This window comes from Aquabacterium sp. CECT 9606 (genome assembly GCF_918741295.1).
Classification (GTDB): domain Bacteria; phylum Pseudomonadota; class Gammaproteobacteria; order Burkholderiales; family Burkholderiaceae_C; genus Aquabacterium.
In genome coordinates, this window is the sequence record NZ_CAKKNB010000001.1 from 1541105 (window position 1) to 1554921 (window position 13817).

At 62.3% G+C, this 13817-nt stretch carries 16 protein-coding genes; 14 read left to right on the forward strand and 2 right to left on the reverse strand.

The features are described from left to right. The first annotated feature begins 4 nt into the window (after window positions 1–4). The 12 genes from fliG (at window position 5) to fliR (ending at window position 9955) form a co-directional block, all read left to right on the forward strand. Window positions 5–1000 (forward strand): flagellar motor switch protein FliG, encoded by a 996-nt coding sequence (gene fliG / locus LQ232_RS07200; protein WP_230179577.1) that lies wholly within the window; start codon window positions 5–7, stop codon window positions 998–1000. Next, the gene (locus LQ232_RS07205) at window positions 987–2054 is read left to right on the forward strand and encodes a flagellar assembly protein FliH (protein WP_230179578.1); all 1068 of its coding nucleotides are present in this window, start codon (window positions 987–989) and stop codon (window positions 2052–2054) included. Before fliG ends, LQ232_RS07205 begins: the two co-directional genes overlap by 14 nt. Further along, window positions 2051–3484 carry a flagellar protein export ATPase FliI gene (fliI, locus tag LQ232_RS07210; protein WP_370652476.1) on the forward strand — a complete coding sequence of 478 codons (1434 nt, stop codon included), beginning with the start codon at window positions 2051–2053 and terminating at the stop codon, window positions 3482–3484. Before LQ232_RS07205 ends, fliI begins: the two co-directional genes overlap by 4 nt. A gap of 1 nt (window position 3485) precedes the next feature. Next, window positions 3486–3980, forward strand: coding sequence for a flagellar export protein FliJ (gene fliJ / locus LQ232_RS07215; RefSeq protein WP_230179579.1), 495 nt, complete (start codon window positions 3486–3488; stop codon window positions 3978–3980). A 30-nt stretch (window positions 3981–4010) separates the two neighbouring features. Beyond that, window positions 4011–5414, forward strand: coding sequence for a flagellar hook-length control protein FliK (locus LQ232_RS07220; RefSeq protein WP_230179580.1), 1404 nt, complete (start codon window positions 4011–4013; stop codon window positions 5412–5414). 142 nt (window positions 5415–5556) lie between these two features. Then, window positions 5557–6219, forward strand: coding sequence for a flagellar basal body-associated protein FliL (gene fliL / locus LQ232_RS07225; protein WP_230179581.1), 663 nt, complete (start codon window positions 5557–5559; stop codon window positions 6217–6219). A gap of 21 nt (window positions 6220–6240) precedes the next feature. Next, on the forward strand, window positions 6241–7242 hold the full coding sequence (gene fliM / locus LQ232_RS07230) for a flagellar motor switch protein FliM (RefSeq protein WP_230179582.1): 1002 nt from the start codon (window positions 6241–6243) through the stop codon (window positions 7240–7242). Next, window positions 7235–7726, forward strand: coding sequence for a flagellar motor switch protein FliN (gene fliN, locus LQ232_RS07235; protein WP_230179583.1), 492 nt, complete (start codon window positions 7235–7237; stop codon window positions 7724–7726). The genes fliM and fliN overlap by 8 nt, the downstream gene beginning before the upstream one ends. Before the next feature lie 24 nt (window positions 7727–7750). Then, the gene (locus LQ232_RS07240; RefSeq protein WP_230179584.1) at window positions 7751–8113 is read left to right on the forward strand and encodes a flagellar biosynthetic protein FliO; all 363 of its coding nucleotides are present in this window, start codon (window positions 7751–7753) and stop codon (window positions 8111–8113) included. A 23-nt stretch (window positions 8114–8136) separates the two neighbouring features. Beyond that, a complete protein-coding gene (gene fliP / locus LQ232_RS07245) occupies window positions 8137–8904 on the forward strand; it encodes a flagellar type III secretion system pore protein FliP (protein ID WP_371820124.1) in 768 nt (255 codons plus the stop codon). Window positions 8905–8920: 16 nt separating this feature from the next. Then, window positions 8921–9190, forward strand: a complete 270-nt coding sequence (fliQ, locus tag LQ232_RS07250) for a flagellar biosynthesis protein FliQ (RefSeq protein WP_230179585.1) — start codon at window positions 8921–8923, stop codon at window positions 9188–9190. Window positions 9191–9193: 3 nt separating this feature from the next. Continuing rightward, window positions 9194–9955, forward strand: coding sequence for a flagellar biosynthetic protein FliR (gene fliR / locus LQ232_RS07255; protein WP_230179586.1), 762 nt, complete (start codon window positions 9194–9196; stop codon window positions 9953–9955). Window positions 9956–9979: 24 nt separating this feature from the next. Here the strand turns inward: fliR and LQ232_RS07260 are convergent, their stop codons facing one another. Both LQ232_RS07260 and LQ232_RS07265 read right to left on the reverse strand, forming a co-directional pair. Next, window positions 9980–10588, reverse strand: a complete 609-nt coding sequence (locus LQ232_RS07260) for a hypothetical protein (protein WP_230179587.1) — start codon at window positions 10586–10588, stop codon at window positions 9980–9982. Window positions 10589–10605: 17 nt separating this feature from the next. Then, window positions 10606–11016, reverse strand: coding sequence for a group II truncated hemoglobin (locus LQ232_RS07265; protein WP_230179588.1), 411 nt, complete (start codon window positions 11014–11016; stop codon window positions 10606–10608). A 365-nt stretch (window positions 11017–11381) separates the two neighbouring features. Between LQ232_RS07265 and nifH the strand changes: the two genes are divergently transcribed. Further along, window positions 11382–12263 (forward strand): nitrogenase iron protein, encoded by an 882-nt coding sequence (gene nifH, locus LQ232_RS07270; protein WP_230179589.1) that lies wholly within the window; start codon window positions 11382–11384, stop codon window positions 12261–12263. A 66-nt stretch (window positions 12264–12329) separates the two neighbouring features. Continuing rightward, on the forward strand, window positions 12330–13796 hold the full coding sequence (nifD, locus tag LQ232_RS07275; protein ID WP_230179590.1) for a nitrogenase molybdenum-iron protein alpha chain: 1467 nt from the start codon (window positions 12330–12332) through the stop codon (window positions 13794–13796). Window positions 13797–13817 lie beyond the last annotated feature (21 nt).

Consider the following 13817-nt stretch of genomic DNA (forward strand, 5'->3'; position numbering starts at 1 on the left):
GAACATGGATGACAAAGGACTCGAAGACGCTGCGATCTTGCTCATGTCACTGGGCGAGGAAGAGGCTGCCGAGGTCTTTAAACACCTGGAGCCCAAGGAAGTGCAAGGCCTGGGTGAAACGATCGCCAAGCTCAAGTCGGTGCCACGCGACCGCGTTGAAAAAGTGCTGACACGTTTTGCCGATGATTCGAGCGACCTGGGCGTGCTGGTGCCCGACACCGATGAGTACATCAAGGCGGTTTTGCGCAAAGCCTTGGGTGATGAAAAAGCCAATCTGTTGATCGACCGGATCATCCAGGGCAGTGATGTCACGGGCATCGAAAGCCTGAAATGGATGGACGCTCAATCGGTGGCCGAACTGCTGCGTAACGAGCATCCCCAGATCGTGGCCGCCATCCTGGTCCACCTGGATCCTGATCAATGTTCATCGGTGCTGAAGTCGTTCTCGGACCGCCACCGCAATGAGGTGATGGTGCGCATCGCCACCCTGGACGGCATCCAGCCGCAGGCTTTGAAGGACCTCAACGATGTCTTGTCTCGCGTTTTGGCGGGCGGCACCCAGATCCGCAAGTCGTCGCTCGGCGGCGTGAAACCTGCCGCCGAGATCATCAACCTGATGGGCTCCAGCCTGGAAACCTCGGTGCTGGATTACATCCGCGAAAGCGACGCGGACCTGGCGCAGAAGATCATGGACAACATGTTCACCTTCGACGACCTGGAGAAGCTGGACGACAAGGGTTTCCAGGCCTTGCTCAAGGAAGTTCAGACCGAATCGCTCATCATCGCGCTCAAGGGAGCTTCGCCAGAGATCCGCGAGAAGGTGTTCAAGAACATGTCCAGCCGCGCGGCCGAAACGCTGCGTGAAGATTTGGAATCGCGCGGCCCGGTCAAGCTGTCCGAGGTCGAAGGCGAGCAAAAGGAAATGCTCAAGATCGTGCGGCGCCTGGCCGACGAAGGGCAGATAGCCTTGGCCAGCGGAGGCGACGATGAGTACGTCTAAGCCCGTGCCGCCAGGCGGAGGCAACAACGGTGGCAATGGCAATGGCAATGGCCACGGCGGCAACGTGCCGAATTCGTACACGCGTTTCATCCCTCGCGAAGAGCTGGGATCGTTTGCCGCCTGGAACCCCCAAACGTTCGAACAACCCTCGCCCGACAAGGGCGACCCTGCGGGCGAGTCGGGTGTTCGCAAGCAGACATTCTCGGAGCGGGCGGCAGCCAGCGTGCCTTTGACGGTGAAGCCGGCAGCCGGTGCCTCGGCGAAAGCCGCCCCGGCCGGTGCCAAGCCAACTGCGGCTACCGCCAGGCCCGCTGCACCCAAGCCGGCGCCCAAGGCCACGGTCACCAGCATCAAGCGGCAACCTTTGGTGGGCGGCATGCCCGGCGAAGAAGCCCCCATGCCCCCTGAGCCTCCGGCGCCCCCCACCCCAGCGCCCGATGTTGAAGAGCTGGTCGACAAGGCCCACAAATCGGGTTACCAGGATGGCTACCGCAATGGCCTGATCGCGCTCGAAAGCTACAAGCAGACCCAGGCGGCCCAACTGGCCGCCTACATGAACGACCAGATCGGCGCACTGGCGTCCGACTTCCACCACCGCCTGGAATCGCTGGAGCAGCAACTGGCTGGCCGGATTGCCGGTGTGGCGCTGGAGCTGGCCCGCCAAGTGGTGCGCAGCGAGCTGGATCAACGCCCCGAAGCCGTGCTGACGGTCGCTGAAGAAGCGCTCAGCGTGCTGCTGTCGTCCGCCAAGCAGATCGTGGTGCGCCTGAACCCTGACGACAACGCGCTGGCCCAAGGGTCTTTGACCGAGGTGTTGCAAGCCCGGGGTGCCCGCCTCTTGCCCGATGCCTCGGTGACACGTGGTGGCTGCCTGGTCGAGTCCGACATCGCTGTGGTGGATGCCAGCGTGGAAGCGCGCTGGTTCCGCGCCGCCGCCGCGATGGGCAGCCAGACCGCATGGAATGGCGGCCACGAGGTGCCTTACACCCCCGTGGACAACGGTGACAGCACCGACATGGATGACGAATTGCCCTCTGCCGGAGATGCCGCATGAACATGCCCATTCGCGCCGCTGGCCAAGGCGTGGCCATGGACCGCTGGAACCGCTTCCTGGGTGACCTGGACGACTGCGCCAGCACCGCCATCCCGCTGGAAAACCAAGGCAAGCTGGTCCGCGTGGCTGGCTTGGTGCTGGAGGCCGCAGGCCTGCGCCTGCCCGTGGGCGCGGTGTGTGAGATCCATTCCGAAACCCGTCTGGAAGCCCAGCCCGTGCTGGCCGAGGTGGTGGGTTTTGCCGGCGATCGGGCCTACCTGATGCCGACGGCCGAAGCGCACGGCTTGTCCAGCGGCGCCCGCGTGGTGCCGCGCGCCATCCCCATCAATCCGCCTTTGCTGGGCCGGCCCAACCACCCCTGGCGCCGCAGCGAAGACCGCACCCGCCACCTGCCCATCGGCAGTGGCCTGCTGGGCCGCGTGGTCAACGCCCACGGTGAACCCCTGGACCGCCACGGCCCCTTGAACCACGTGCGCAGCGAACCCCTGGTGCGCCGCCCCATGAATGCCATGGAGCGCGACCCCGTGCGCCTGCCTTTGGACACCGGCGTTCGCGCCATCAACACCATGCTGACGGTGGGCCGTGGCCAGCGCATCGGCCTGTTCGCCGGCTCCGGCGTCGGTAAATCGGTGTTGCTGGGCATGATGGCCCGCTACACCCAGGCCGACGTCATCGTGGTGGGGCTGATTGGTGAACGGGGCCGTGAAGTCAAGGAATTCATCGAAGACATTCTGGGTGAAGACGGCCTGGCCAGATCGGTGGTGGTGGCCGCACCCGCGGATGCACCCCCATTGACGCGCATGCAAGGCGCGAACTACGCTACTGCGGTGGCTGAACACTTTCGTGACCAGGGCCTGCATGTGCTGTTGTTGATGGACTCGCTCACCCGGTATGCCATGGCCCAGCGCGAAATCGCCCTGGCCATTGGCGAGCCGCCTGCCACGAAGGGCTATCCGCCTTCGTGCTTTGCCAAGCTGCCCCAATTGGTGGAGCGCAGCGGCAACGGCCTGAATGGCCACGGTTCCATCACTGCCTTCTACACCGTGCTGTCCGAAGGCGACGACCAGCAAGACCCCATTGCCGACGCTGCCCGCGCCATCCTTGACGGCCACATCGTGCTGTCGCGCGACCTGGCCGAGGCGGGGCACTTTCCGGCCATCGACATTGAAAAATCGGCCTCGCGCGTGATGAACAACGTGGCCAGCAGCGAGCACATCGATTCGTCGCGCCGCTTCCGGCAGCTGTGGTCCAAGTACAGCAAGGCCAAGGACCTGATCCAGCTGGGTGCTTATGTGCCCGGACACGACCGCGACCTGGACCAGGCCGTGAAACTGCACCCGGCCATGGTGGCCATGCTCCAACAAGACATGCACCTGCCTGCGCGCCTGGATGACAGCGTCGAGCAACTGCGTCACATCGTGAGCGATTGAGATGAGCACCATCCAGCCCCTGTTGATCCTGCTTGATTCGGCCGAGAAGGCCCGGGACGATGCCGTCTCGCAAATGGAAAACGCCCGCCGCGCCCACGAGGCCGCGCGCCAGCAGGCCCAGTCCCTGGCCGATTGGCGCAAGGAATACCAGCAGCGCTGGAGCACCCAGTTCTCCAAATCGGGCGGCATGGAAATCGTGCGCTGCTACCAGGACTTCACCGCGCGTTTGGGTGATGCGGTGTCCGAGCAGGACAAACGGGTCGCCCAGGCCGCGCTGTTCATGGAGCAATGTCGCCTGCAATTGATCGAGCGCGAGCGCAAGGTGGCCGCTGTGGGCCAACTGATCGACCGACGCGCGCTCGAGGCCGCGCAGCGCGAACAGCGCCGTGACCAGAAAGCCACCGACGAACAGGCCGCGCGTGCGGGCCGGGGCGGCTCCTCGCCACTGTCTTCGTCGATGGGCTCGAGCACCAGCTTCGTGCCGACGTCCTATTGATTTGAATGAATGATCTTGAAAGGTTGTGACATGAACGGTCCCATCAACTCCACCAACGCTGGCAAATCCGGTACCACCAACAGCGCGGCGACCGATTGGGCGGCGAAGTTGTCGTCCTCGTCCACCCAGGCGAATGGGGCTGATCAGGCTGCCATGCAATCCGATTTCTCGCGCTGGATGGCACGTGCCGCGGCCAGCACGCCTCAAGCTTCGTCCACAGCGGCCCAGTTGTCGGCCAATGCCGCCGCGCCCACCAAAGCCAGCGCAGGGCAGGGCGGCTCGTCCACCTCGGTGGAAGCGCGCAATGCCTTGGCCCGCGCCCAGGCCAATGCCGCGCAAGCCAAGCGCCAGGCGCCCGTGAGCCATTCCGAGACCGCGCACGCCCCCAAGGCTGAGAAGCCCAAGACCGCGTCGGCCGATGCCAATCGCAAGCCGGCCAAGACGGACGGGGCCAAAGGCCAGGCCAAGGAAGGCGCTGACAAAGCTGAGCGCAGCAACGAGGCTGGGCAAGACCAAGCCGCTGTGGATGAGGGTAAAGAGGCCGTCGGGCAAAGCGAGGTGGCGGCCAAAGACCAGCAACCAGCCGAAAGCGCCACCGCCAGCGACCCTTCGTCCATGCTGGCCTGGCTGGCCAGCCTGACCCACGGTGGCGCCAAGGCGGCCTCACTGGGCGGGGGGGATGCCCAGAAAGCCGGTGCGGATGCCAGCGAAGCCCAGTTGCAAGCCAAGGATGGCACCACACCAGTCGGCGCGACAGGGCATGATGCACTGGCGGCCATGAGTGCCGCCAATGACAAGGGCGCCATTGATGTCTCGACCCTGCAAGCCGCGGAAGGCCGCCTGGCCGTGGCGGATGGTGCGGCAGATTCATCGGCCAAGGGCGCTGACTTTGCCAGCACCTTGTCCACCGAAATGATGCGTGGCCTGGCCGGCAAAACGGCCGAGGCCAGTGCCGCGGCCCAGACCAGCGCCACCCTGGCCCCGGCCGTCAACAGCCCCGAATTTCCGCAAGCCCTGGCCGAGCGGGTGGGCATGTGGGTGAACGCCGTGGGCGAAGACGGCACCATGTCGGCCGAACTGCACCTCAATCCTGCCGAGATGGGCCCCATCAGCGTGAAGATTTCACTGGATGGCCAGTCGGCGCAGGTTGATTTCGCGGCGGCCAACCTTGAAACTAGGCGTGCCATCGAGGCCAGCCTGCCGATGTTGTCCGCCTCCCTGGACGACGCCGGTTTCAGTCTCGGCGGATCGGGCGTGTCCGATCAGGCACCCCAGCAACAGTTCAACCAGGCCTCGGGTCAGCCTGGTGGCGCCCCGGCCTGGGGTGGTGGGTCTCCGGGCTTGGATTCGTCCGGTGGTGAACCACATGAAGGTCGCATGGCTGCGGCGGCCGCCCAGGCAGGGCGACGAGGTGGCCTTGACCTGTATGCATAGGCCCAGGCCCGCCCTGTCCAGAATCGCGCGGATTTCACATCGCTTATCGGTTCTTCAGTTTTGGCCCTGACTTCCAATAATCCCATCATGCCTCTTTCGACTTTTTCAGGGTCGAAGGGCTTGAATTTCAGGAGATTTGCGAATGTCAGCTGCTTCCGCTGCGGTACCCGCCGAAGGCGACGCCCCCAAGAAGGGGCCTAAAAAGCTCATCATCATCATCGCGGCCGTGCTGCTGCTGGTGGTGATTGGCGGCGGTGCCGCTGTCTTCGTGATGAAGAAAAACGCGGCCGCCGCAGCCGCAGCAGCAGCCGAAGGCGAGGATGGCGAAGCCACCGAAAGCTCCTCGCACGCCAAGGAAGCCCCCAAGGCCAAGCACGGCAAGGATGAGCACGCTGCGCCGCCGGCGTTTGTGCCGCTTGATCCCTTCATCGTCAATCTGGCCGACAAGGAAACCGAGCGCTTTGCGCAGATCGGCCTGACCCTGCAGGTGGACGATCCCAAAGTCGCCGAGGAAATCAAGACCTACATGCCGGCCATCCGCAATTCGGTGCTGATGATCTTGTCGCACAAGACGTCTGACCAGTTGCTGACCCAGGAGGGCAAGGAAAAGCTGGCCGAGCAGATCCGCCGTGATGCGGCTCGGGCCATGGGCTACGAAATCGACGAACCTGAAGACGAAGAGGCGGCAGCGCAAGAAGCGACCGACGAAGACACTGCACCCAAGAAGAAAAAGAAGAAGAAAAAGAAGGTCGAGCAGTACAACCCCATCGTCAAAGTCAACTACGCCAATTTTATCGTTCAGTGAGCCAACCGCAGTAGCCAGGCCATGAATCAGCAAATCCTCTCGCAAGACGAAGTTGACGCCCTCCTGCAAGGCATCACTGGCGAAAGCCAGAAGCTGGAGCAGGAAGACGAGCCGAAGGAAGGCATTCGCGACTACAACCTCGCGAATCAGGAACGCATTGTTCGCGGGCGCATGCCCACGATGGAAATCGTCAACGAGCGCTTTGCCCGCAACATCCGCATTGGCCTGTTCAACCTGATCCGCAAGTCGCCCGAGGTGTCGGTGGGTGGCATCAAGGTGCAAAAGTACAGCGCTTTCTTGCGCGAGATCGTGGTGCCCACCAACTTCAACATCATGGCCATCCGCCCCCTGCGCGGCTCAGGCCTGGTGGTGTGTGATCCCACGCTGGTCTTCGCGGTGATCGATTCGCTGTTTGGCGGCGCCGGCAAGTACCACACCCGCATTGAAGGGCGTGATTTCTCGCCCACTGAGCAACGCATCATCACGCGCCTGATCGAGGTGGTGTCTGAGGAGTACAAGAAGGCCTGGCGCGGCATTTATCCCCTGGAACTGGATTACCAGCGCTCGGAGATGCAGCCCCAGTTCGCCACCATCGCCACACCCGCCGAGATTGTGGTGTGCTGCTCGTTCACGCTGGAGATCGGCGATGCCAGCGGCACCATCCACATCTGCATTCCTTATTCGACCCTGGAGCCGATCCGCGACATCCTGTTTTCGTCGATCCAGGGTGATTCGGCCGAGCCCGATCGCCGCTGGGTGAAGTTGCTCACGCAGCAGATCCAGGCGGCCGAGGTGGAGCTGGTGGCCGAGATGGCCCATGCCCCCGCCACGGTGGAGCAACTGTTGGCCCTCAAGCCCGGAGACTTCATCGAGCTGGACCTTGAAAAACTCATTGAAGCCAAGGTGGACGGTGTGCCCATCCTGGAGTGCTACTACGGCACGTCCAACGGCAAATACGCCTTGCGCATTGACAAGCTACTGACCACGGCCAACAACGGCTGGCTGGGAGAACAACATGTCTGACATCGAACCCGAAACGACTTCCGCCGAAGCAGCCCCCAACGAAGAACAAGACGCGATGGCCGCGGAGTGGGAGGCCGCGCTGGCGCAGCAGAGCACGTCGGCGGCCTCCACCGATGACATCTTCGGATCGGCCAGCGAAGTGTCCAGCCCCGCAGCGCAAGGCACGCCGGCTGCCTTCGCCAACTTTGCCGCGGCCTCGTCCATCAACCCGGCGGGCAACGACATCAACATGATCCTGGACATCCCCGTGCAGTTGACGGTGGAGCTGGGCCGCACGCGCATCCCCATCAAGAACATCCTGCAATTGGCGCAGGGCTCGGTGGTGGAACTGGACGCGATGGCCGGCGAGCCCATGGACGTGCTGGTCAACGGCTTCCTGATTGCCCAGGGCGAAGTGGTGGTGGTGAACGACAAGTTCGGCATCCGCTTGACCGACATCGTGACCCCCTCAGAACGCATGCGCCGCCTCAGCCGCGGTGGCTGACCAGGCGCGCACAAGGAGACACACATGCAATCCACAGGAATGCTGATTTTCTGGTTCGTGTTCATCGTGGCCATGATCCCGCTGAGCTTGTACATGCTCAAGAAATCCGGCTTGGCCAAGAACCGCATGGGGTCGGGCGACGCGGTGCTCAAGACGGTGAGTCAGTTGTCACTGGGCCCTGGCCAGCGCCTGGTCACCGTCGAGCTGGGCGCGGGCGATCAGAAGACCTGGCTGGTGCTGGGTGTGACCGCGCAAAGCATCACTGCCCTGCACAGCCTGCAACCCACGCAGGACAGCCAGGAGCAGGCAGAACGCGAGGGAACCGCGTCGACGTTCCCGATCTTGCTCAGGCGTGCTTCAGACGTCGGCGAGCACCCCAAGGTTTGACGAGCGAGCGACCAGGACACCCCATGCATTTTTCGAAGCGATTGAAGGCCACGGCCGTGGCCTTGGGCCTGGCTGCGTGCTCCGCGGCCGCGATGGCCCAGACCGTGCCCACGCCAGGTGGCGGTTTGCCCTTGCTGATTGGCCAGGGCGCTGGTGGGACCAACTACTCGGTGCCGATCCAGACCTTGCTGTTCTTCACGGCGCTGAGCTTCTTGCCCGCGCTGTTGCTGATGATGACGGGTTTCACCCGCATCGTCATCGTGCTCAGCCTGATGCGCCAGGCCATTGGTGCACAGGCTGCACCACCCAATCAAGTTATCGTCGGCTTGTCGCTGTTCTTGACACTTTTCGTCATGGGCCCCACGCTGGACAAGGTTTACAAGGACGCCTACGAGCCCTTCGCCGCCAACCAGATCAGCTTCAGCGAAGCGATGGACCGTGGCCAAGGCCCCATGCGCCAGTTCATGCTCAAGCAAACGCGCCAGTCCGACCTGGGTTTGTTTGTGCGCCTGGCCAAGATCGAAGGCGACGTCAAGCCCGAGTCCGTGCCCCTGCGAGTGCTGGTGCCGGCCTTTGTCACCAGCGAGCTCAAATCCGCTTTCCAGATTGGTTTCCTGATTTTCATCCCCTTCCTGGTCATCGACATGATCGTGGCCAGTGTGCTGATGAGCTTGGGGATGATGATGCTGTCACCCGTGATGGTGGCCTTGCCATTCAAGCTGATGCTCTTCGTGTTGGCCGATGGCTGGAACCTGCTCTTGGGTTCGCTGGCCGCCAGCTTCGCGCAGTAGAAGAAGGGGACTGAGCATGGATCCGCAACAAGTCCTGACCATTGGCCGCGATGGCCTGCTGACCCTGCTCACCGTGTGCGCGCCCATCCTGATGGTGGTGCTGGCCGTGGGCCTGATCGTCAGCATCTTTCAAGCCGCCACACAAATCCACGAAGCGACCTTGTCGTTTGTGCCCAAGCTGCTGGCCGCTTTCGCCACACTGGGCATTGCTGGCCCGTGGATGCTCAGCACCCTGGTGGATTACATCCAGCAAGTCCTGCAGTCGATCCCCAGCGTGGTGGGCTGAGCGTTGGTCACCTTCAGCGAAGCCCAGGTGATGGCGTGGATCACGCCGTGGCTGTGGCCTTTCTTTCGCGTGATGGGCTTGTTCACGGCCGCGCCGGTCTTGTCCATGCGCGCCATTCCCCGGCGTGTTCGCATGGGCCTGGGGCTGTTGATCGTGGTGGCCGCCCAGCCCACGTTGCCCGAGATGCCTGTGGTGGCCTTGAACTCGCCACAAGCCTTGATGGTGTTGGCACAGCAGGTCTTGATCGGCCTGACCATGGGCTTTGCCGCCCGAGTGGTGTTTGCCGCCATCGAGTTCGCTGGCGAAATCGTGGGCCTGCAAATGGGCTTGAACTTCGCCAGCTTCTTCGACCCGATGAGTGGCGGGCAAGCCACCGCCGTGAGCCGTTTTTATGGCACCTGCGCCGCGTGGCTGTTCGTGGTCATGAATGGCCACCTCATGCTCACTGCCGCCGTGGTGCACAGCTTTGACACATTTCCGGTGGCACCTCAGCCATTGGCTTTCCTCAGCGTGATCCAACCCCAGGTGTGGGGCGCCGAGATCTTCAAGATCGGCCTGTGGGTGTCGCTGCCGGTGGTGGCCATGCTGTCTCTGGTCAACCTGGTGATGGGCCTGATCTCGCGCGTGGCGCCGCAAATGAACATCTTCTCGATCGGCTTCCCGGTGACCTTGGGCGTGGGCCTGACCGGCCTGTGGCTGACCCTGCCGATGATGCAAATGCCGCTGACCATGGCGCTGGAGCGCATGCTGGGCTACTTCCAGTAGTCCAGCCAGGCCATGGCGACCGGTTTACACCGGCCGGTTCTCGTTGGGGTTGCGCACGGGGCCCATCAAGCCCAGTCCCTCGGCATAGGTGATGGTGTCGAACGTGATGTCGTACTTCAGGGCGGCATTGGCGATGGCGTCCAGCTTGCCGGCGGTGTCCAGCTTCTTCAGGTCGTTCTTCTCCAGATAAAGCAACTCCAGCAACTCGTTGTAGACCGTGCCCTCGTCCAGTGGCAGAACGTAGAACATGGCGCCCTTGTATGGAACCTGGTACTTCTTGCTCAGGTCCATGTTGTTGCAGAACAAGAAGTACTTGCCCCCAGCAGTGAGCCCGCTGCCCAGCACTTCCGCAACGTCCTTCAAATGCTCGAACGACAACAGGTAGCCCGCGAAGAAGGGGATGGTGGTTTCTCCCGTCAAGGCAATCGCCATCACCTGGTCGCAGGTCAGCTCGGGTGGGCGGGCTTCGTCGGCCAGTTGTGCTGAAAAGCGCAGGGCCAGTTCACCGCGAAAGCCAAATCGGCCCGGCTTGTGCGTGAGGCCCTTGAACACGGGGTTCTGCAGATGTCGGCCCTTGTCCAGGCGGCCCAGGGCCGTTTGCTCGATGGGGGGCTGGTCGATGGTCACGCTCATGATGAGATCCTTCAGGGTCAACTCGGTCGGTCTTGGCGGATGAAATCCGCCGTCTTGAAAAATGCCTGCATGAGCTGCTCGGGCAACACCGCGTCAGGCACGACTTCTTGCAATGCGCCGCTCATGCAGAGGAGCCACGCATCTCGCTCGGCCAGCCCGATGTGAAAGGGCATGTGCCGTTGTCTCAGTCGGGGGTGGCCTCGCTGGGCGGAATACTCGCGGGGGCCGCCCAGCCATTCACTCAGGAACAGCTTGAAGATCCGTTTGGTCATGGCCAGGTCGGGCTCATGCATGGCGCGGATGCTGGCCGCTTGTGGCAGCGTGTCCATCAATCGGTAGAAGGCCTCGACCAGCCGGCCAATGCCTGCTTCACCACCAATTTGGCGGTAGTGTGGATTGGCAGGCGGGACGATGGTCGTGGGGTTCATGTGCTCACCATTGCAATCGGCATACCAGTGTTCACGTGCGCCCAACGCTCCTATGAGGCCGAGTGCAAAGGGGGCTGGTGGCCTTCGTCGCGCATGTGAAGTTCACGACGCGAATGATCGGTTTTGTCGGGTTCCGAACAAACAAATCAAAGGGCGTTGCACAGCCTTTGAAAGCCATATTCATCAATGAAATCAATGGCTTGAATGAATTGACAAGTGGTGGCACGGCAGTTGCGATAGAGACCCTGCGCAGACCATGTCTGGCCAGAACGTGGCGATACGAAGACCTACAACGGCACCAAAGGCACATCAGGGTCGCGGCTTCGCAACCTGCTTTTAAACCTCAGCTTTTCTGGAGAACTGAAATGGCTTCATTGAGACAGATCGCCTTTTATGGCAAGGGTGGCATCGGCAAGTCCACCACCTCGCAAAACACCTTGGCTGCGCTGGCCCAGATGGGTCAGAAGATCCTCATCGTCGGCTGCGATCCCAAGGCCGACTCCACCCGTTTGATCCTGCACGCCAAGGCCCAGGACACCATCTTGTCGCTGGCCGCTGAAGCCGGTTCGGTGGAGGACCTGGAGCTGGAAGACGTCATGAAGGTGGGGTACCGCGACATCCGCTGCGTGGAATCCGGTGGCCCGGAGCCAGGCGTGGGTTGCGCTGGTCGCGGTGTGATCACCTCGATCAACTTCCTGGAAGAAAACGGCGCCTATGACGGCGTGGACTATGTGTCCTACGACGTGCTGGGCGACGTGGTGTGCGGCGGTTTCGCCATGCCCATCCGCGAAAACAAGGCCCAGGAAATCTACATCGTCATGTCGGGCGAAATGATGGCCATGTACGCCGCCAACAACATCTCCAAGGGCATCTTGAAGTATGCCAACTCGGGTGGTGTGCGTTTGGGTGGCCTGGTCTGCAACGAGCGCCAGACCGACAAGGAACTGGAGCTGGCCGAGTCCCTGGCCAAGATGCTGGGCTCGCGCCTGATCCACTTCGTGCCGCGCGACAACATCGTGCAGCACGCCGAGTTGCGCCGCATGACCGTGCTGGAGTACGCGCCTGAATCCAAGCAGGCCGAGGAGTACCGCACGCTGGCCCAGAAGATCCATGCCAACGCCGGCAACGGCACCATCCCCACCCCCATCACGATGGATCAGCTGGAAGACCTGCTGATGGAGCACGGAATCATGAAGACGATCGACGAAAGCCAAGTCGGCAAAGCCGCTGCCGAGCTGGCAGCGTAAGTAGGGAGGGGGGGCCGAGGGGCCTCTCCCTCGGTCCATCCCTGAAAGCACATAACGGAGTCCACCATGAGCATGACCGTTGAAGAACGCAAGGCCACCAACAAAGCCTTGATTGATGAAGTCCTGAAGGCCTATCCCGAAAAGATGGCCAAACGGCGCGCCAAGCACCTGGGTACCTTTGAAGAAGGCAAGCCCGATTGCGGCGTCAAGTCCAACATCAAGTCATTGCCCGGTGTGATGACGATCCGCGGTTGCGCTTATGCCGGCTCCAAGGGCGTGGTGTGGGGCCCGATCAAGGACATGATCCACATCTCGCACGGCCCGGTGGGCTGCGGCCAGTACAGCTGGGCGGCACGCCGCAACTACTACATCGGCGTGACCGGTGTGGACACCTTCGTGACGATGCAGTTCACGTCCGACTTCCAGGAAAAGGACATCGTGTTCGGCGGTGACAAGAAGCTGGAAAAGATCGTGGACGAAATCCAGGAGCTGTTCCCCTTGAACAAAGGCATCTCGGTGCAGTCCGAGTGCCCCATCGGCCTGATCGGTGACGACATCGAAGCCGTGTCCAAGAAGAAATCCAAAGAGCACAACAACCACACCATCGTGCCGGTGCGTTGCGAAGGCTTCCGTGGCGTGTCCCAATCGCTGGGCCACCACATCGCCAACGACGCCATCCGCGACTGGGTGTTCGAAGGCAAGACCAAGAAAGAGCACGAGTTCGTGGCCACCCCGTACGACGTGGCCATCATTGGCGACTACAACATCGGGGGTGACGCCTGGTCCAGTCGCATCCTGCTCGAAGAGATCGGCCTGCGCGTGATCGCCCAGTGGTCTGGCGACGGCACCATCGCCGAGCTGGAAAACACCCCCAAGGCCAAGCTCAACGTGCTGCACTGCTACCGCTCGATGAACTACATCAGCCGGTACATGGAAGAGAAGTACGCCATCCCCTGGGTGGAGTACAACTTCTTCGGACCCACCATGATCGAGAAGTCCCTGCGCGAGATCGCCAGCCACTTCGACGACACCATCAAGGCCAAGGCCGAAGAAGTCATCGCGCGCTACAAGCCATTGATGCAGGCCGTGATCGACAAGTACAGGCCCCGCCTGGAAGGCAAGACCGTGATGCTGTTCGTCGGCGGCCTGCGCCCCCGCCACGTGATCGGCGCGTATGAAGACCTGGGCATGAACGTGGTCGGCACCGGCTACGAGTTCGGCCACAACGACGATTACCAGCGCACCACGCATTACGTCAAAGACGGCACCCTGATCTATGACGACGTGACCGGCTACGAGTTCGAGCAGTTCGTCGAGAAGATCAAGCCTGACCTGATCGGCTCGGGCATCAAGGAAAAGTACGTGTTCCAGAAGATGGGCGTGCCCTTCCGCCAGATGCACAGCTGGGATTACTCCGGCCCGTACCACGGCTATGACGGCTTCGCGATCTTCGCGCGTGACATGGACATGGCCATCAGCAGCCCAATCTGGGGCCTGACCCGTGCGCCCTGGAAGGCACTCGCTGCCGCCTGACCTCGATAGACACTGACTGGA

What these genes read in the sequence shown, in the direction of transcription:
- fliI (WP_370652476.1), top strand. Translation starts at nt 2,051, where the DNA reads ATGAACATGCCCATTCGCGCCGCTGGCCAAGGCGTGGCCATGGACCGC.
- fliN (WP_230179583.1), top strand. Translation starts at nt 7,235, where the DNA reads ATGTCTGACATCGAACCCGAAACGACTTCCGCCGAAGCAGCCCCCAAC.
- nifH (WP_230179589.1), top strand. Translation starts at nt 11,382, where the DNA reads ATGGCTTCATTGAGACAGATCGCCTTTTATGGCAAGGGTGGCATCGGC.
- LQ232_RS07220 (WP_230179580.1), top strand. Translation starts at nt 4,011, where the DNA reads ATGAACGGTCCCATCAACTCCACCAACGCTGGCAAATCCGGTACCACC.
- fliP (WP_371820124.1), top strand. Translation starts at nt 8,137, where the DNA reads ATGCATTTTTCGAAGCGATTGAAGGCCACGGCCGTGGCCTTGGGCCTG.
- LQ232_RS07205 (WP_230179578.1), top strand. Translation starts at nt 987, where the DNA reads ATGAGTACGTCTAAGCCCGTGCCGCCAGGCGGAGGCAACAACGGTGGC.
- LQ232_RS07240 (WP_230179584.1), top strand. Translation starts at nt 7,751, where the DNA reads ATGCAATCCACAGGAATGCTGATTTTCTGGTTCGTGTTCATCGTGGCC.
- LQ232_RS07260 (WP_230179587.1), bottom strand. Translation starts at nt 10,588, where the DNA reads ATGAGCGTGACCATCGACCAGCCCCCCATCGAGCAAACGGCCCTGGGC.
- nifD (WP_230179590.1), top strand. Translation starts at nt 12,330, where the DNA reads ATGAGCATGACCGTTGAAGAACGCAAGGCCACCAACAAAGCCTTGATT.
- fliQ (WP_230179585.1), top strand. Translation starts at nt 8,921, where the DNA reads ATGGATCCGCAACAAGTCCTGACCATTGGCCGCGATGGCCTGCTGACC.
- fliM (WP_230179582.1), top strand. Translation starts at nt 6,241, where the DNA reads ATGAATCAGCAAATCCTCTCGCAAGACGAAGTTGACGCCCTCCTGCAA.
- LQ232_RS07265 (WP_230179588.1), bottom strand. Translation starts at nt 11,016, where the DNA reads ATGAACCCCACGACCATCGTCCCGCCTGCCAATCCACACTACCGCCAA.
- fliJ (WP_230179579.1), top strand. Translation starts at nt 3,486, where the DNA reads ATGAGCACCATCCAGCCCCTGTTGATCCTGCTTGATTCGGCCGAGAAG.
- fliG (WP_230179577.1), top strand. Translation starts at nt 5, where the DNA reads ATGGATGACAAAGGACTCGAAGACGCTGCGATCTTGCTCATGTCACTG.
- fliL (WP_230179581.1), top strand. Translation starts at nt 5,557, where the DNA reads ATGTCAGCTGCTTCCGCTGCGGTACCCGCCGAAGGCGACGCCCCCAAG.